Origin of the sequence: Streptomyces sp. NPDC046900, assembly GCF_040644975.1 — a bacterium.
In the GTDB taxonomy this organism is placed as follows: domain Bacteria; phylum Actinomycetota; class Actinomycetes; order Streptomycetales; family Streptomycetaceae; genus Streptomyces.
In genome coordinates, this window is record NZ_JBEYXD010000017.1 from 114,651 (window position 1) to 133,754 (window position 19,104).

Annotated in this window: 10 protein-coding genes; 8 read left to right on the top strand and 2 right to left on the bottom strand. The window is 68.9% G+C overall.

Translation table 11 applies throughout. The features are described 5' to 3' along the window. Positions 1-110: 110 nt before the first annotated feature. The 4 genes from ABZ904_RS19540 (at position 111) to ABZ904_RS19555 (ending at position 3,635) form a co-directional block, all read left to right on the top strand. Complete coding sequence (locus ABZ904_RS19540; RefSeq protein ID WP_361824706.1) at positions 111-668, top strand: TetR/AcrR family transcriptional regulator; 558 nt, start codon at positions 111-113, stop codon at positions 666-668. 472 nt (positions 669-1,140) lie between these two features. Then, complete coding sequence (locus ABZ904_RS19545) at positions 1,141-2,205, top strand: alpha/beta hydrolase (protein WP_361824655.1); 1,065 nt, start codon at positions 1,141-1,143, stop codon at positions 2,203-2,205. Between the two features lie 60 nt (positions 2,206-2,265). Continuing rightward, the gene (locus ABZ904_RS19550; protein ID WP_361824657.1) at positions 2,266-2,655 is read left to right on the top strand and encodes an alpha/beta fold hydrolase; all 390 of its coding nucleotides are present in this window, start codon (positions 2,266-2,268) and stop codon (positions 2,653-2,655) included. A gap of 104 nt (positions 2,656-2,759) precedes the next feature. Further along, the gene (locus tag ABZ904_RS19555; RefSeq protein WP_361824660.1) at positions 2,760-3,635 is read left to right on the top strand and encodes a helix-turn-helix transcriptional regulator; all 876 of its coding nucleotides are present in this window, start codon (positions 2,760-2,762) and stop codon (positions 3,633-3,635) included. Between the two features lie 462 nt (positions 3,636-4,097). Here ABZ904_RS19555 and ABZ904_RS19560 read toward each other — a convergent pair whose 3' ends face one another. After that, positions 4,098-5,633: an MDR family MFS transporter gene (locus ABZ904_RS19560; RefSeq protein WP_361824663.1), complete on the bottom strand. Its 1,536-nt coding sequence runs from the start codon at positions 5,631-5,633 to the stop codon at positions 4,098-4,100. Between the two features lie 241 nt (positions 5,634-5,874). Here ABZ904_RS19560 and ABZ904_RS19565 point away from each other — a divergent pair, with 241 nt between their 5' ends. Together ABZ904_RS19565 and ABZ904_RS19570 are read left to right on the top strand one after the other, a co-directional pair. Beyond that, positions 5,875-6,363 carry a TetR/AcrR family transcriptional regulator gene (locus ABZ904_RS19565; RefSeq protein ID WP_361824709.1) on the top strand — a complete coding sequence of 163 codons (489 nt, stop codon included), beginning with the start codon at positions 5,875-5,877 and terminating at the stop codon, positions 6,361-6,363. A 1,444-nt stretch (positions 6,364-7,807) separates the two neighbouring features. Beyond that, positions 7,808-10,549, top strand: a complete 2,742-nt coding sequence (locus tag ABZ904_RS19570) for an AAA family ATPase (RefSeq protein ID WP_361824711.1) — start codon at positions 7,808-7,810, stop codon at positions 10,547-10,549. A gap of 69 nt (positions 10,550-10,618) precedes the next feature. Here ABZ904_RS19570 and ABZ904_RS19575 read toward each other — a convergent pair whose 3' ends face one another. Continuing rightward, positions 10,619-11,422: an alpha/beta fold hydrolase gene (locus ABZ904_RS19575; RefSeq protein WP_359393008.1), complete on the bottom strand. Its 804-nt coding sequence runs from the start codon at positions 11,420-11,422 to the stop codon at positions 10,619-10,621. A gap of 566 nt (positions 11,423-11,988) precedes the next feature. Between ABZ904_RS19575 and ABZ904_RS19580 the strand changes: the two genes are divergently transcribed. Together ABZ904_RS19580 and ABZ904_RS19585 are read left to right on the top strand one after the other, a co-directional pair. Further along, the gene (locus ABZ904_RS19580; RefSeq protein ID WP_361824667.1) at positions 11,989-12,468 is read left to right on the top strand and encodes an SsgA family sporulation/cell division regulator; all 480 of its coding nucleotides are present in this window, start codon (positions 11,989-11,991) and stop codon (positions 12,466-12,468) included. A 1,060-nt stretch (positions 12,469-13,528) separates the two neighbouring features. Further along, positions 13,529-19,063 carry a GH92 family glycosyl hydrolase gene (locus tag ABZ904_RS19585; RefSeq protein WP_361824670.1) on the top strand — a complete coding sequence of 1,845 codons (5,535 nt, stop codon included), beginning with the start codon at positions 13,529-13,531 and terminating at the stop codon, positions 19,061-19,063. Positions 19,064-19,104: the final 41 nt, after the last annotated feature.

Genomic DNA, 19,104 nt, shown 5'->3' on the forward strand with positions numbered 1-19,104 from the left:
ACACATAAGCGTGTCTGCAAGGCGCTGTTCTTGCACGTCATAGGTACTCTTAAGGGGTGAGAGCCGACGCAGCACGCAACCTGGAAGCCGTTCTGACCACCGGAGCACGCATGCTCGCCACCGATCCCGGCGCGAGCATCGCGAGCATCGCCGCCGAGGCAGGAGTCGACCGGCGCACCGTCTACCGCCGCTTCGCCTCCCGCGAGGAACTCCTCGCCGCCATCTACGAATCCCGCCTCACAGCCATCGAGCACGCCATCGACGACGCACGACTGCGCGAAGCACCCGTCGCCGTCGCCCTGCACCGCTACGTCGAAAACATCATCACCGTCAACCGCACCTGGCCCGTCGACCTCACCCGCATGCTCGCCGACGCCACCATCCAAGCCCGCCGCGACACATCCGTCCGCGAAGTCGACACCTTCCTCCAACGCGCCACCGACGAAGGCCTCCTACGCCCCCACCTCCCCCAGGGATGGGCCAGCGCACTACTCCCCCAACTGGTGCACCTGGCGTCGCACCAGCAGGCACACCTGAGCCCAGGGCAGGCGGCCGACGTGGTGGTCGACACGTATCTGCACGGCATCAGCACCCCGCAACCCGCACCCCGGCCCCAGGGTCCGGCGAAGGCCGGACGGCGGCCAGATGTGCGGGACCAGTTTGCTTGAGGGCCGCAGAGCCCGCTCCGCGCCGATTGCCATGCATCGAGCCCTTCTTGGGGCGTCGAGGAGCGTTCCCTCAGTCGAATGACTTGGGGCGTCACACCCCGGACCGAGAGACGCAAGGCCCCCTTCGCCACTCCGAGTGTGTCGCCCAGCGTCCTCACCTGTGCTTCCGGGTGGCACAGGGAGTGTGCGGCACGCCTGACGTCGCTGCCCGCGTCTCACCGTCACATGACTGATGTGTCCGGTCGCCTTGCGGACGAGAGTGTGTGTCGCCGGTCCGGATTCCCGGACAAGAACAACTTTGGACCTGCCGCCCGTCCTCATCGAAGCCGTCATACGTCACCTGTTTGACAGGTGACGAGCGCTGTGCGAGGGTCATCGCGCCAAGAGCCGCAGTGATCTCGTACCGCCGATGTCAGCGGGAGGTCTCCCGGGCTCGGGCCGGTCACCGGAAACGCACGACGGAGGGTTTGACATGATCAACAGGCGTACCTTCAGCAAGGCCGTCGGCCTGGGCACCGGCGCGGCCGCGGTCACGCTGTCCGGCCTGCAGACCAGCGCATCCGCCGCGACCGCCTCGCACGAGCCCGGCGGCGCTCCCGTTCCCACCGTGCCCCTCACTCCGGGCACCCACACCGAGTTCCGCACGATCAAGCAGGTCAAGGCGGGCCTCCTGGACATCGGTTACGCCGAGGCCGGCCCCGCCCACGGCCCGGTCGTCATCTGCCTGCACGGCTGGCCCTACGACATCCACAGCTTCGTCGACGTCGCCCCGCTCCTCGCCGACCTGGGCTACCGCGTCATCGTTCCTTACCTGCGCGGCCACGGCAGCACCCGCTTCCTGTCCCGTCACACCCCCCGCAGCGCCGAGCAGTCCGCCATCGCGCTGGACATCATCGCCTTGATGGACGCGCTCAAGATCGACAAGGCCGTCCTCGCCGGCTTCGACTGGGGCTCGCGCACCGCCGACATCATCTCCGCCCTGTGGCCGGAGCGCGTCAAGGCCCTTGTCTCCACCAGCGGTTACCTCATCACCAACATCAAGACGCAGCTTGAGCCCGCCCTCCCGGCCGTCGAGCACAACTGGTGGTACCAGTGGTACTTCGCCACCGAGCGCGGCAAGAAGGCCATGGAGAACGTCGACGAACGCATCGCGCTGTGCCGCTACGTGTGGACCCTCGTCTCCCCCAACTGGAACTTCGACGACGCCACCTTCGAGCGCACCGCCCAAGCCTTCAAGAATCCCGACTACGCGGCCATCGTTCTCTACAACTATCGCTGGCGCATCGGCCTGATCGACGGTGAGCGCCGCTACGACCGCTACGAGAAGCAGCTGGCGGCCCAGCCCTCCATCCACGTTCCCACGATCACCCTCGACGCGGCCCTCGACCCCTTCACCCCGGCCGGCGACGGCTCCGTCTACCGCACCCACTTCACCGGCCCGTACCAGCACCGCACCATCGCGAACGTCGGCCACAACCTGCCTCAGGAAGCGCCCACCACCTTCGCCCAGGCCGTGGTCGACGTCGACCACTTCTGAGATCCGCATCCGCCGCCGAGCCCGCACCCCGGACACCGCGTCGGTCACGCCCAGGAGCACATGGCCGTGCCCCTCGGCCGGATCACCGGACCGGGTCCGGGGTCGCTGGCGACGCCCGGCCGACGGCCTGGAGACAGGCGAACGGATGCCCTCCGGCTGCGCGTAGACGCCGGCGGACATCCACCCTGCGGGGCCCCGTGGACAAACCAGGACGACGGTCCCGGGGCCGCCCTGGAGGAGAAGGCCGCCACCGCCGCCTGGAAGACCAAGCCCAGCTGGGACATCGTCACCACCCGCGACCTCAACATTCCCGCCGCCGTCCAGCGCTTCATGGCCAAGCGCGCCCACGCGCACACCACCGAGGTCGCCGCCTCCCACTCGGTCGCCGTCTCCCACCCCCACCTGGTGGCCGACGTGATCGAACAGGCCGCCCACGCCACCGTCCACTGACAGCCCTCGATGGCGGCGGGCGCAAGGTCCCGCCGCCCTCGAGCCACGCCACGGACATCACAGGCACACCTCACACGTGAGCCGTTCACGGGAGACTGGACGCCTTGACCTCACACCCCGACCCCCGTGCGCTCGGTGCCTTCCTCAGGGCCCGTCGGGCGCAGTTGGATCCGCGGGAGTGCGGCTTGCCCGAGACGGACTCCGCCCGCAGGGTCGCGGGACTGCGCCGCGAGGAGGTCGCCCGGCTCGCAGCGATCAGCGTGGACTACTACACCCGGCTCGAACAGGGCCGCGTCCGGGCTTCCGCGCCCGTGCTCGCCTCCCTGGCCCGCGCCCTGCGCCTCGACGACGACCTACGGAAACACCTCTACGAACTCGCGGGCCGGAACGACCCCCGCCCACACCGCCGACCCGCCCAGCGTGTACGGCCCGCCATGCGACGCATGCTGGACCAACTCACCCACGCCCCCGCGCTCGTCCTCGGCAAACGCCTGGATGTCCTGGCCTGGAACCCGGCCGCCGCGGCCCTCTACGCAGACTTCTCGTCGCTCCCGCCGGGCCGCCGCAACTACGTGCACCTGCTGTTCACGGACCCGGTGGTCCACGAGCTGCACCAGGACTGGCAGCACGACGCCCGCGAAGCGGTCGCCGCACTGCGTATGGAGGCCGCACTCGACCCCGACGACCCCGACCTCGCCCGCCTCGTCGGTGAACTGACGACCCAGGACGCGGACTTCCGCACCTTGTGGGCTGAACACCACGTCAACGGCGCGACCTCAGGCACCAAGCACTATCGCCATCACCTGGTCGGCGACCTCACCATGAACTGCGACGCCTGGGCCGGCTTCGACAGTTCCGGACAACGTCTGATGGTGCTGACCGCCGAACCCGGCAGCCCCTCCCACGACGCGCTGCTCATCCTCACCTCCTGGACCGCCGGGCGGGGGGAACCCGGCCCGGCGAAGGACAGGACACCGTGACCACCTGAGCGCCGCAGGAACCACCGCGCTCGACCGTCGCGGGCGCCGGCGCACATCAGGCGACCGAGCCCAGTGGTCCGGCCGCGTCCCGGGCCGATGAAGCCGCACGGCGTCCCTCTCGTGCTCCTGGGCGACGGCAACATCGTTGCGTTCTCGGATGACTTCGAGGAGTACGCCTAACTCATCCGCTGGTCGTTCCCTCACCCGCCGGGCGGCCGCCCCGTCACCGGGCCGCCGGTCCTGTCACCGGCTCGGCGACTGAGCACCCCGTTTCCTGGGCCCGGGAGGGCGCCGGCCGCGGAAACCGCCTGGGCGGCTCCGTACGCCATCAATGTCATGGTCTTCCCCCGCGGCCACCGCACCAGCCAGGACAGCTGGCGCGGACACGAGCTGGACCTCCGGAAACGCCGCCGGCCGGCACCCGTGAGGGCGTCGGCCGGTCGAAGAGCGTTGTCCGGTGGGTCAGGCGGCTGGGACGGTCTCCTTGGCGGTGGCAGCCGCGGAGGCACCAACCTTCTCCTCGGCCTTGCGGGCCGGCTTCAGGAAGAAGGCGAGGAGGGTGCCGACGGCGAGGGTCGGGGCGATCCACAGGTACCCCATGGCCGTGGCGTGGGCGAAGGCGTCCAGCGCGGTGTCGCGCAGGGCGGCAGGCAGCCGGCCGATGGTGTCGGGGCGGGCGGTGTCGAAGCCACCGGCGGTCGGCAGGCCGTGGGTGCGGTGGGCGAAGCCGGAGTTGAGGAGGGTGCCGAAGACGGCGACACCGAAGGCCGCGCCGATGGAGCGGGCGAAGGTGACCACCGCGCTGGCGGCGCCGAGATCGGCGGCGGGCACGCTGTTCTGGACGGTGGTCAGCACGACCATGGGCACCATGCCGATGCCGATACCGGTGATCAGGAAGTAGACGCTCAGCACGAGGGTGTTGGTGGCCGCCCCGATCGTGCCCAGCAGGAGCAGCCCGGCGAGGTTGGTGATCAGGCCCACCAGAAGGATCGCTCGCAGCCGGTTGACGTGTGCGGCCCAGCGTCCGGCCAGGGACTGGCTGACCACCAGACCGGCGACCAGGGGCAGCATGTGGACGCCGGAGAGAGTGGCCGAGACCCCGTGGACGATCTGGAGGTAGGTCGGCAGGTAGACCAGTACGGCAAACATCGCGGCGTTCGCGAAGAACCCGATCAGCGAGGAGAAGACCACGGTCCGGGAGGCGAACATGGCGGGCGGCAGGACCGGGGCGGCGGCGCGGCGCTCGACCGGCACCAGCAGCACGGCCAGCGCGACGGTGGCGACGATCAGGCCGACGATGGCCGGCGAGCCCCAGCCCCAGCGCTCACCGAAGGACGTGATCAGGACCAGGCCGGTGGCGATGGCGGCCAGCATGGTGGAGCCGAGGTAGTCGATGCTGGCCTTGGCGCCCCGGGTGGCCGCGGGCAGCGCCCGCGCGGCGATGGCCAGGGCGACGATGCCGACGGGCAGGTTGATCAGGAAGGCCCACCGCCAGGACAGCTGGTCGGTGAAGACGCCGCCCAGCAGGGGGCCGACGATGCTGGCGACGCCGTAGACCGAACCGAACATGCCCTGGTAGCGGCCGCGTTCGCTCGGGGTGACGATGTCACCGACGAGAGCGAAGGTCAGCACGATCATGCCGCCGCCGCCCGCACCCTGCAGTACACGGGCCCCGATCAGCTCGGGCAGGTTCTGCGCCAGACCGCAGGCCACCGAGGCGACCAGGAAGATGGAGGTCGAGGCCAGGTACAGCCGCTTGCGGCCGAACATGTCGCCGAGCTTGCCCCACAGCGGTGTCACTGCCGTCGACGCGAGCAGATACGCGGCGCTGACCCACGCGATGTCGTCGAACCCGTTCAGGTCCTCCGCTATCCGGGGCAACGCGGTCGAGACGATCGTCTGGTCCAGGGCCGCGAGAAGGACCGCCAGGATCAGCGCACTCATTGCGGCGGCGACGCCACCCGCCTTGGGTGAGGGGGACTTGTATGCCTTCGACATCGGAACTTGCCCTTTCTGGAAGTGGTGCGCATGGACGATGTGCCGACCCGCGCTGGACGAATCGACCCATCAATCTGGCACTACCAGGTCTATATGCCACTTCACTGTAGCACTTAGCGGGCATGACTCCACCGTTGAGAGGCGCTAGGTGTCTCAGACTTCACATTCCGCCACTAGACTCGGTGCGGTGAGAGCCGACGCAGCACGCAACCTGGAAGCCGTTCTGACCACCGGAGCACGCATGCTCGCCACCGATCCCGGCGCGAGCATCGCGAGCATCGCCGCCGAGGCAGGAGTCGACCGGCGCACCGTCTACCGCCGCTTCGCCTCCCGCGAGGAACTCCTCGCAGCCATCTACGAATCCCGCCTCACAGCCATCGAGCACGCCATCGACGACGCACGACTGCGCGAAGCACCCGTCGCCGTCGCCCTGCACCGCTACGTCGAGAACATCATCACCGTCAACCGCATCTGGCCCGTCGACCTCACCCGCATGCTCGCCGACGCCACCATCCAGGCCCGCCGCGACACATCCGTCCGCGAAGTCGACACCTTCCTCCAACGCGCCACCGACGAAGGCCTCCTACGCCCCCACCTCCCCCCGGGATGGGCCAGCGCACTACTCCCCCAGCTCATGCACCTCGTGTCCCGTCAGCTGCCCGAACTGAGCCCCGCACAAGCGGCGGACGTCGTCGTCGACACCCTGCTGAACGGCCTCGGAACGTCCTGATACACAGATGGCCCTCGGGAGCACATGGGCACATATGTCACCGAGGGCAAGCCGGCCCGTCGGGCAGCGGTCCGGCGGCGTCCCGCCGCCGGTCGACTCAGGGGGCGCGTCCCGCCGCCGTTCAACTCATTCCACGACCTGTCGAGCGGTGTCCGTGCCGGAGGCCTCCTGTTCCTCGTCCTCGTCCTGCGGGCGCCGGGAAACCGCCGGAGGGGGCAGCGGAACGGTTCCGGGCAGGCGGACACGGCGGAGTCGGGACGGCTCGTTCCTGGAGGCGGGGCGCTTCAAGGCTTCTCCCATCGATGCGTTCGACGTGCCGTGTCCCCGGCGCATGACGCCGAGGGTCGGACAGGGCGGGTGCTCCAAGAAACCGACGATGCCGCCGACGCATTCCAGGGCGAACCGATTCCACCGCGAGCGCGACCCAGCCGGCTGCCGGCGGGCGTGGCGCCGAGCAGCGGCATCATGTGGTCGTAGCCGGAACTGAGCAGCTGAAGCACCCCAAGGTTGCGCATCCGCGGCCGTACGGGGCGCAGGACGCGTTCGGCACCGGGCCCCGGTGGGCCCACGAGGAAACGGACGTCGCCTGGATCGCCGGGCTGTGGGCCCGATTCGCCCCAGTATGAGCAGATGAGCCCGTCCGGCAGACCAGCGATCCGGCTTCGGCGATAAGGGAGCCAGACGGTCATGCCGTCTTTCATCGTGCATCAGCTTCTTCCCGCTCTGGTACCGCGTGGATCGGCGTCGACGCACCCGGCCCAGGTCGAGAGACCCAACGCGTCCCTAGCGGCGGACAATGTGCCGGACCGCCTCCGCAGACATGTGGTTGTTCACTCACCCGTGTCGACGTGTGTCGCAGGCCGAGGTTCACGTGAGACACGCCACTCGCATGTGTGAGCCAGCGTCTCGGTCGTCGCGTGTACGGAACATGAGCCGATCACGTGTGTGTGACAACTCATCGTGGTGTTTCCTCCCGAAGAATCGGGACGTCGAGCAGACGAAACATGTCGCACGGTCGAAGGTACACACCCGACGCGAGGGGCCGAGCACACGTCCGGCGGGTGCTCGGTGGGAAGCCGCACACAAGAACTTTTTCGGCCACACCAGGTGACGAACGCCCCCGGCGGCATCTACTCTTCTGCGTGAGGTGTGGGTGGCAGGGGCGGCGGACACGTCACGGGCACACTGTCGAGGGATGTGACGAGCGGGCCACCGACCCGTGGTGTCACGCGCAGCCAACCCCCTGCGGCTTCCGGAAACGGGCGACCCCCGAGGTCCAGGAGGCGAGCGGCGGTGACACTCGCCGCCAAGGCGATGAGGAACGACGACGTACCCTCGCTTGCGCCTGGCGCGATCCGTTCACACGAACATGAAAGCGCGTTCGGTCCGGGCTGGTTCAGCGGTGAAGGGAGTGGGGGGAACAGCGGAGTCACTCGTCGGGAACATGGTCGGCCGGGAACGCGAGCGGGAGCTGTTGTCCGAGTTCGTGGCGGCTTCCGGGGGCCGGGCTCTCGTTCTGCGCGGAGACGCGGGTGTGGGCAAGAGCGCCCTGCTGGACCACGTCGTCGAGCTCGCGGCGGTCGAGGAGCACAGGGTGATCAGAGCGGCCGGGGTGGAAGCTGAGTCGGAACTCCCGTTCGCCGGTCTGCACCAGTTCCTGTATCCGCTGCTCTCCTACATCGACCGGCTGGACGACACCCACCGGGGAGTCTTTGACATCGTTTTCGGCAGAGGCAAGGGCGCGCCTCCCTCGGTGATGACCCTCGGCATCGCCGTCCTGGATCTGCTCTCCCTCGCGGCCTCGCAGAAACCCCTCCTCCTGGTGCTCGACGACGGCCAGTGGTTCGACACTTCCAGTACCGAGGTGTGCGGATTCGTGGGGCGCCGGCTGACCGGCGGCTCGGTAAAGCTCATCGTCGGCCTGCGCTCCAACGTGCCCTCGGGCTTCGACACCGCCGCGCTGCCCCAACTGCCGGTGACCACACTGTCCGAGAAAGACGCGGAACAACTCCTGGACATGCACCACCCCGGGCTGCAACCCCAGATCCGCCGCCTGGTCCTGGACGAGGCGCAAGGAAACCCACTGGCCCTGCTGGAACTGCCACCCTACGTGCGCGGCGGCCGGGCGGGACGCAACCCCGAGGAACTGTTCGGGTACACCGGCGTTCCGCTCCCCCTGCGCCTGCAGCACGTGTACGGCACCCGCATCAAGTCCCTCGGTGAGGCCGTGCGCGCGGAGCTGCTGCGCGGCGCCCTCGACGGTGTCGGAGCGGGCACGGCGGCCGACCGCACCCGAGGCACGCGCTACCGCATGATGGACGCCGACGAGGCCGCGGCGTGCGGCCTGCTGGACATCGACCCGCTCAGCGGCGACTTCGTCTTCCGGCACCCCCTGGTGCGCTCGACCGTCGTCCAGATGGCGACCCCCAACCAGCGGCGTGCGGCCCACGCCGTGCTCGCGGACGTGCACCGTGACGATCTGGAACGGCGTGCCACGCACCTCGCGGCCTCGACGATCGACCCCGACGAGCAGGTCGCGGCCACCCTCGAGGCAGCGGCCGACTCCGCCACCCGGCGCGGTGGTTCGCAGGCAGCCATAGCCTGGCTGACCCGGGCCGCGGAACTCAGCGAGAGCCACGAGGAACGCTCCCGCAGACTGGGCAGCGCGGCGTACATCGCCGGGCACTCCGGCCAGTTGGACCAGGCCCGGCAGTTGGTCCGCTCGGGCACCGGGTCCGGCAACGACTCCCCGAACTCGGCGGTCACGTCGGGCTATGTCGCGCTCTTCGAGGACGGGGACGTACGGTCCTCGCAGCGCCAGGTCTTCGCGGCGATCGAGAGCATGCGCGACAGCGGTGTGCGGGAGCCCGACGAGGTGCTCACGCGACTGGTCGACCTGCTGCTGGCCATCAACCAGTACGCCGGTGACGAGGCCGCGTGGGAGCGGACTCATGAACTCCTGAGCCCCCTGGGAGACCTGGTGCCCTCGCATTCACGCGTCTACCAGGACGCCTGGGGCGACGTGGTGCGTCGCGGCGCGGGCGTCCACGAGCGGGTGGAACGCGCCTTCGCGGGCCTCCACGACCTGGAGCCGTGGGATGTCACCCGGCTGGCCGTCGCCGCCTACCACGTGGACACCCTCAGCCACTACCGGCCGCATCTGCAGCGCACCGTGGACCGCGAGGTGAAGACCGGGGCCTTGGCCGACGCCATGACCATGCTGCACCTGATCATGCTCGACCAGATCGCGGTCGGTGAGTGGGACGAGGCCGAGCGCACCGGACAGCGTTGCCTGGAGCTGACGACGACGCACCGGCACGGGCTGTTCGGCTATCACACCCATGCGTACCTGGGTCTGCTGGCCGCGATGCGCGGCCAGACGGACCGCGCCCGCGAGCTCCAGGCCGTCGTCGACGCCTGGGCCCGCCCCCGCGGCGTCGGCTTCCTCACTCAGATCGCCGACGCCATCGGCACCACCGCCGCCCTCAGCGAAGGCGACTACGAAGCCGCCTACCTCCACGCCATCGGCCTCACTCCCCCGGGCACCTTCGCCCCCTACGCCCACCAGGCCTCCCGCACCCTCCTCGACCTCGTCGAAGCGGCCCTCCACACCGGCCGCGCCGAACAAGCCCGCCGACACGCCCTCGCGGCACGCGACGCACACCTGCCCGACCTCTCGCCCCGCCTCGCCCTCATCACCCACGGCGCCCTCGCCATGACCGCCACCGACCCCGCCGAAGCCGACGAGATGTACCACCGCGCCGAAACCCACCCGGCCGCCGCCACCTTCCCCTTCGAACTCGCCCGCATCCGCCTCGCCCACGGCATCCGCCTCCGGCACACCCAGGGACGGAAGGCGGCACGGCCGTCGCTGACCCTGGCCGCGGAGACGTTCGAACGGCTCGGCGCACCCACATGGGCCGAGCGGGCCCGGGCCGAGCTCCGTGCCACCGGTGCGTCCACCGCCTCCTCCTCGGCGCATCTCGCGGCGCTGACCTGGCAGGAACGCCGCATCGCGGATCTCGCCGCCGGCGGCCTGACCAACAAGGAGATCGGCGAACGCATGCACCTCTCGCCGCGCACCGTCAGCTCCCACCTGTACCGCGTCTTCCCCAAGCTCGGCATCACCTCCCGCGCCGCCCTCCGCGACGCGCTGGGCAAGATCCCCGACGACCAGAACGTCTGACCGGTCCGGCCGGCGGCCCAGGGACGACACGTGCCGCCCGCCGGCGCCGGCGGCACGTTCGGACCGTCCCTACGCGGGGCGGGCACGGAGGCCGCGTTCGTCCAGCCAGCCGATCACGTGGTCGGCGACGAAACTCCATCCGCTGTCGATGACCAGGGAGTGGGCGCGGTCCGCGAACTGCTTCAAGTCGGTCACTGCTGTGGAGTCGCCGTACTGCTTGTACACCGCGCGCGTCACGGCGTCGGGCACCAGTCGGTCCTCCTGCCCGGAGATCAGCAGGAGCGGGCCGCGGTCCACGTTGCCGACGTCCACCACGGCGCGCGGGCTGCGCACCGAGCCCCCGTACCCCAGGTCGGCGAGCAGACGGCGGGGCGTCGGGACCACATAACGCTCGAAGAGCCGGTCGGACTCCTCCGCTCCGACGGTGTTCGCGAAGCCGTGGTGGAACTGCTCCTGAGACAGGGACACCAACTGTTCGGCGTCGTCGGCCTGGCCAGGGGTCCACAACCGGGCCGGGGAGGCGTGCGGCAGCGGGATGCCGTTGATCGGGGCGGGCGCGATCGCCACCGCGGCCCGGCCGATGTTGGCGCCGATGAGGTGCTGCGCGATGAGCCCGCCGACCGAGTGGCCGACGATCACCGGCGCGACATCGAACGAACACGCGATTTCGGCGTAGTGGTCCGTCAGCACGTCCAGGCCGATGCCTGCGAGCACCTCGGAGGACTTGCGCATGTCCCGGGCGGCGGCCGCCTCCCCCGGCCATCCGGGCGTGAAGGCGAGGAACCCCCGACTGGCGAAGCGTTCCGCCCACGACTCCCAGGAAAGCGCGTGCAGCCACGCGCCATGGATGAAGACGACGGGAGTGTGGTTCACGGTTGACCCCTCCGAGCATGACAATCACCCGACACTGGCACGCGGGCGACCGTCTCAGGATCGTTCAGGCACAGGTCTGGGGCGACAGTCGAATGACTGAATGTCGGCGGCCCGCAGCGCTCCCAGGGCGGAGCACCCCGGCGGACCGCCCCGGACAGGGCCACGAGGCGGACAGCGTCCGCACGGCGGGGCAACCGTCACCACGGTCACCGTCGAAGGTCGGTGAAGTCGGACGGTCAAGATACCTATGTACGTCGCTCCCGCGGGGACGAGAGTAGGCCGGGCCGGCTTCCGCCACGGAGCCACAGAGAAGGACCCACCACCATGAACGGCAATCAGCTGCTCCACAGGTCAGGACGGCTCCAGGTTGCGTACTGAGCCGGCTCTCACCGCCCGGAGCCCGTTGGCGGAATGTGCAGCCTGAGACGCCTCACAGGAGTGGAACCCCCAACAACTGCTACAGTAGAGTGACAGATCGGTTTGGTACTGCCAGGCTCATGGGTCTCATCGTCAGCGATGGACGGCACACCCGTCCATGCGCACCACTTGCAGGAAGGCACGTTCCGATGTCGAAGGCACGCAAGTCCCAACCGGGTGGACAGGCCCGCCGAACGGCGCCGCACGGCCTTCCTGAGCTGATCTTGGACATCGAGCGCGTCTTGGACGTCTCCACCCGGCAGGCCATCAGGGCAAAGTTCCGGTTCGACCCGGACGCTCCCCTGGTCGTGTGCGTGGAGTTGGTCGTCGAGGGCGGCCCGCGTGCCCTGTGGCGGATCGGCCGCGACCTCCTCCAGCAGGGGCTGTACTCGGTGAGCGGCCTCGGTGACGTCCAGATATGGCCGTCACACTCGGAGGACCGGGCCACCGCGCGACTTCAGCTGACCTCCAGGGACATGGCGGCCCTGTTCGAGCTGCCCGTGCCTCCGCTGGCCGACTGGCTGGAGTACACCTACGAACTCGTTCCCGCCGGTCACGAGTTCGCGGAAATCGACTGGGACGTCGCCACCGCGGACCTGCTCCAGGGCCCCAGGGCGCACTCCGACTGATCACCGGCGACGCGTCACCACCCGTTCGACAGGCGACACTCCCTGAAGAATGCCCGGCGACCACGCTGGCGCGCATCGAACGACCACCGCTCTACCAGCCAACCCGCGGCGGTCAACTCGTCGTGGACGTACGTCGCCGCATGCACCATCACCCGCGCCCGCAGTCAGCCGCGCGGCTCGGCGGCAAGGAACACCGCGTGCCGCGCGGCCGGACGGCGTCCGGGAGCGGCTCTCAAGGAAGAACTCCCGCCGTCAGAGTGTTCGTTGGCTACCCCTGGCCGCAGGGCGGGACGGTCGTCCACACGCTCTCCCCCGACATGAGGCCGACCGCTCCACACAACACAGCCGACCGGAAGTGACCCGCCGTACACCGCAGTTGCCGAGGAAGAAACGGACCGGAACGCGAGCCGGTGGTTGAAGGTGCGGGTGCCCGAGGAACGTCTGCGGTGACGCTGCGCCGATTGACCACCGGGATCAACTCGGCGGTGAGAGACTCCGGTTCACTCTGAGCGATGGCCCGTTCCTGGCGGCATAGCTGCACCGCCTCCCTCACGGGCGCTGCCCGGGATACGGCTGCGGTGCGTCCGGACACGGTGCTGCTTGAAGGAGGTTGCGTAATCAGTCTTGACAACGTTGTCCGAGAGGATCAGGCTGACCGCGATCTTTGGCTGGGTGTGCCCTTCCACGAGTTCGCCATCCCTTCATGGAGCTTCCGCATGGTTCACGTTCTACGTACCAACTCACAGCAGTGGTCACGGTGGTTGCCGCACCCTTACGGCAACTCACCTGGCTCCGGGCCGCGCTGACCCGCCGTCGGAGCCGAACCGCTTCTTGAGTGCCGATCCAGGGTCGGCATGCGGCAAGCCCCCGAGTGCCCGTGAGGCGTACGCGCGATCCATCGCGGTCGATCGACCGCGGCCACCAGGTTCTCCGTCCCGTCCTTCGACGCTCTCGACCTCTATCGACGAAAGGCCCCGTTGTGTCTTACTCCCCCTTTGCTCGCCTTCTGTCCCTCCGAAGATGGGCCAGCGCGGCTATAGCCCTGTCGCTGCCGGTGGGCGTGCTCGTCGTCGCACCCGCGGCGAGCGCCGAGGCGCCGCCCGGCAACTTCAGCTCCTCGTTCGAGTCGGCCGACCCGCAACCCGCGACGAGCACCGTCGAGGTCGACGCGAACGGCAAGCCGATCCAGACGAACCTGAGCGGATCGAGCCCCTCCGGACTGCCCGGCAGCCTGCTCGACCAGGTGAGCGCGGTGACCGCGAGCGCCGAGAACCCGCCGGGCGAAGTCGCCACGAACCTCAAGGACGAAAATCCGTCCACCAAGTGGCTGGCGTTCGACAAGACCGGCTGGGTGGCCTACCGGCTGGCCAAGCCCGCGACGGTGGTGAAGTACTCGCTGACCTCCGCGAACGACGCGCCGGGCCGCGACCCCAAGGACTTCACCGTGCAGGGGTCCGACGACGGCAGTTCGTGGACCGACCTGGACACACGCACGGGGGTGAGCTTCAGCGGGCGGTTCGCCACCAACACCTACAGCTTCACCAACACGACCGCCTACAGCTACTACCGGCTGAACGTCACCGCGAACTCCGGTGACTCGATCGTCCAGCTCGCCGACTGGAACATCAGCGACGGATCGAACGTCGTACCGCCGGCCACCCCGATGGTCAGCGTCGTCGGCGCCGGTCCGGTCAGTGGCTACAACATGAAGTCAGGGGCCGGATTCACCGGAGTGGCTTCGCTGCGGTACTCGGGCGGCGCGCAAGCCGACGGTCGCTCGTACGCGACCAACAAGCTGTTCGACGTCAACATCCCGGTCGGACCGAAGACCCGGCTGTCGTACAAGCTCTTCCCCGAGTTCACGGGCAAGGACGCTCAGTATCCGTCCACCTACGCGGCGGTCGACCTGCACTTCACCGACGGCAGCTACCTGAGCGGGCTTTCGCCTGTCGACCAGCACGGCTACGCGCTGACGGCCGCCGGGCAGGGCGCGTCGAAGGTGCTCTACGCCGACCAGTGGAACGCGGTCCAGTCCGACGTCGGGGCGGTCGCGAACGGCAAGACGATCGACCGCGTCCTGCTCGCCTACGACGATCCCAAGGCAACCGCCTCGACGCGTTTCCAGGGCTGGCTCGACGACATCTCTGTGGCGGGCACGCCGACGTCGATCGACGGCTCCAGCCTCACCAAGTTCGTCGACACGCGGCGCGGCTCCAACGCATCGGGCTCGTTCTCGCGCGGCAACAACCTGCCGATCTCGGCGATGCCGAACGGCTTCAACTTCTTCACGCCGGTCACCAACGCCACGTCCAACTCCTGGGAGTACGACTACCAGCAGGGCAACAACGCGGCCAATCTGCCCATGCTGCAGGGACTTGCGCTCTCGCACGAGCCCAGCCCGTGGATGGGTGACCGCAACCAGATGTCGGTCATGCCGGTGTCGGCCGGCGGATCGCTCACCGGAGCGCCCAGCACCCGCGCACTCGCCTTCAGCCACAACGACGAGATCGCGCGGCCGGACCTCTACCAGGTCACTCTGCAGAACGGCCTGATCGCACAGATGTCGCCCACCGACCACGGTGGGATCATGCAGTTCACCTTCCCGTCCGGAAAGGCCACCGGAAGCCTCGTCTTCTACAACGGCACGTTCTCCATCGGTACGGACGGCACGTTCAGCGGCTGGGTCGACAACGGCAGCGGTCTGTCAGCCGGTCGCAGCCGGATGTTCGTGTACGGCACCTTCGACCGCGCGCCGACGGCGTCCTCCGCCACGTCCGCCACGTTCGACACCTCCGCGAGCTCGCAAGTGACGATGCGTATCGCGACGTCGTTCATCTCGGTCGACCAGGCTCACCGGAATCTCGACCTGGAGGTCACCGGTAAGAGCTTCGACGAGATCCACGCCGCCGCCACCGCTGCGTGGAACGACCGGCTCGGCCGGATCGAGGTGAAGGGCGCGACCGAGACGCAGAAGGTCACGCTGTACTCGAACCTCTACCGGCTGAACCTGTACCCGAACTCGCAGTCGGAGAACACCGGTACCGCCGCCGCGCCGCACTGGCAGTACGCGAGCCCGGTGTCGGCGCCGACCGGCACGTCGACCGCCACCCAGACCGGTGCGAAGGTCGTCGACGGGCAGATCTACGTCAACAACGGGTTCTGGGACACCTACCGCACCGTGTGGCCCGCGTACTCGCTGCTGTACCCGGACATCGCGGCCAAGATCGCCGACGGGTTCGTCCAGCAGTACCGCGACGGCGGCTGGATAGCCCGCTGGTCGTCGCCTGGTTACGCCGACCTGATGACCGGCACGAGCTCCAACGTCGCGCTGGCCGAGGCCTACCTCAACGGCGTCAAGGTGCCCGACCCGCTCGCCGCGTATGACGCGGCGGTCAAGGACGCGACCGTTGCGTCCGGGCGCAGCGAGGTCGGCCGCAAGGGCATCGAGAAGGGGCTGTTCCTCGGCTACACGCCGACCTCCACCGGCGAGTCGGTGTCGTGGGCGCTGGAAGGATTCATCAACGACTACGGCATCGGGAACATGGGCGCGGCCCTGGCCAAGGACCCGGCCACACCGAAGTCGGAGCGGAAGCGGCTCAAGGAGGAGTCGCAGTACTTCCTGGAGCGTGCCCGCAACTACGTCAACCTCTTCGACACGAACACGAAGTTCTTCGAAGGACGAGCGGCCAACGGCAAGTTCCTCGCCGGTGACCCCAGGGACTGGGGCGGCGTCTACACCGAGACCGACGGCTGGAACTTCGCGTTCACCGCGCAGCAGGACGGCCAGGGTCTGGCCAACCTGTACGGCGGGCAGAAGGCACTGGAGCAGAAGCTGGACCAGTTCTTCGCCACCCCGGAGAACGCCGACAGGCCCGGCGGCTACGGCGGCACGATCCACGAGATGCTCGAGGCGAGTGCGGTGCGCATGGGCCAGCTCGGCATGAGCAACCAGCCGTCGCATCACATACCGTACATGTACGACTATGCGGGCGCGCCGTCCAAGACACAGGCGATCGTGCGGGAGATCCTGCAGCGCCTCTACGTCGGCGACGAGATCGGCCAGGGCTACCCGGGTGACGAGGACAACGGCGAGATGTCGTCGTGGTACATCCTCAGCTCGCTGGGCATCTACCCGCTTCAGGCCGGCTCCTCCAACTGGGCCATCGGCTCACCGCAGTTCGCCCAGATGACTGTCCACCGCGACAGCGGCGACATCGTCGTCAACGCGCCGGACAACAGCACGAAGAACGTCTACGTGCAGAGTGTGAAGGTCAACGGCAAGACGCAGCAGGGGGTGTCCATCGACTCGTCCGTGCTCGACCATGGCGGCACGATCGACTTCCAGATGGGCCCGAAGCCGTCGTCCTGGGGCACCGGCAAGAACGACGCGCCTTCGTCGCTGACCAAGGGCAACGAGGTGCCCAAGCCGTTGCAGGACACCACGGGCCCCGGCCTCGGCACCGCGACCGCGAGCGACGGGCAGGACGCGTCGAAGCTGTTCGACGACTCGTCGACCACGCAGATGACCTTCACCGACGGCACGCCGCAGATGAACTGGGTTTTCCGCAGCGGTAAGCAGATGCCGTCGTACTACACCCTCACCTCGGGGGCGAATGCGGGCGACCCGACGGACTGGAAGCTGCAGGGCTCCGACGACGGGATCACCTGGACCACCGTCGACTCCCGCAAGGGCGAGGTCTTCTCGTCACGCGGCCAGACCCGGCCGTTCAAGATCGGCAATTTGGGGAAGTTCGCACAGTTCCGCCTGGTCGTGAACAAGACCCTCGGCGCTGCGCAGACGAACCTCGCCGAGGTCGAGTTGCTCGCCGGCGGCGATGTCCAACTCGGTGGCGGCGCCATCGCGGTCTCCGCGGCGAGCAGCGTGCACGCGACGTCCGGCGCCGCGGTGTCGATGCCGCTGGCGACTGTCACCGGAGGCACCGCGAGCGGCTACCAGGCCACGATCAACTGGGGTGACGGCTCGCCGGCCACGGCAGGCGCCCTGGACCTGAGCTCCCGGGGCGTGTACAGCGTCAGCGGCTCGCACACCTACGACAAGCCGGGTTACTACCAGGCCAGTGTCACGGTGAGCGACGGCGCCGGCCAGGGCTCGGGAACCGTGGGCGTCGACGTCGGCTACGCGCCGAGTTCCAGCCTCACCGCGGCATTCGACACCGTGTGCATCGGAGACGAGGGCGTCCTCGCGGCGAACTGCGACAGCAAGTCGTGGGCGTACTCGCGTGCCGCTCTTGAGGCGGCGGGCGTGCCCCAGGGCCAGGAGCACGAGGTACCTGGAACGGCGCTGCGCTTCACGCTGCCGACCGTTCCGGCGGGACAGCCGGACAACGCGACCGGCAACGGCAGCACGATCGCGCTCAACCTGCCGGATGACGCGAAGAGCATCTCGTTCATCGGCGCCGGAACGCAGGGCAACCAGAGCACCACCGGCACGGCCACGTTCAGTGACGGCAGCACCGCCGCCATCCCGATCCAGATGAGCGACTGGACGCTGGGCGGCAACGCCAACGGCACGCCGTCCTACGGCAACATCGTCGTCGCCAAGGCCGCGTACCGACTGCTCGGCACGAGCCGGGACGGCGCCCAGCCGTTCCTGTTCGCCACCACGCCGTACCAGATCCCGGCGGGCAAGAAGCTGGTCTCGGTGACCCTGCCGACGCAGACCGGCGAGCCGGGCTCGGCGGGCCGGATCCACGTGTTCGCCATCGCCCATGACGGCACGCCGGACGCCAAGCTGGCGACCACCGCCCCCAAGGACCAGACGGCCACGCCGGGGAAGGCCCTCTCGGCGGACCTCGGTTCGGTGACCGGTGGCGTTCCGGGCTCGACGGGCTACCAGGCCCGCGTCCAGTGGGGTGACGGCACGGTTCCGGATGACGCCACGGTCGACTCGTCCGGGGCGATAAGCGGACAACACACGTACGTGCAGGAGGGCACGTACACGGTGCACGTCACCACATGGGACACACTCTCGAGCAGTACTGAGACGTTCACCGTGACCGTGGGCAAGGCGAGCTTGCAGCCGTCGATCTCGGCGTCGGCATCCGGCACCGTCTCCGCCGGTGACTCGATCACCATCAACGGCAGCGGGTTCGCCGCCGGCGAGCAGGTGACCGTCAAGCTCGGCACCAGCCCGGCGCGCACCTTGACGGTCGCGGCCACGGCGGAGGGAGCGGTACACGCATCGATCGCCGCGTCCGATGACGCGCAGCCTGGCCGGTACGCCATCACCGCGGCCGGTAAGTCCTCGCGGACACCGGCGACGGCAACCGTCCAGGTGACCGAGGAGCCGGCAGCGCCGGCGTACCGACCGCAGGTGCTGCTGTCGACCACCTCGGGACCGCGCGGTACGGCGATCACCGTCAATGGTTCCGGGTTCGAGCCGAACGAAGCAGTGACGATCAGATTCGGTAACGGCCTCGCCTCCATCACCGTGCACGCGAATGGTGACGGCGTCATCTCTGCCCCGACCATCAGTGTTCCGGGGACAGCGAAGCCGGGTCCGACCAGCATCACGCTGGCCGGCGCTGATTCGGCGACTCATGTCCGACTGCCCTTCACGGTCAGCCGGCACTGAGCCGAGGTAGTTCAAAGCACGCCGGTGGGCGGGGCCGTAAC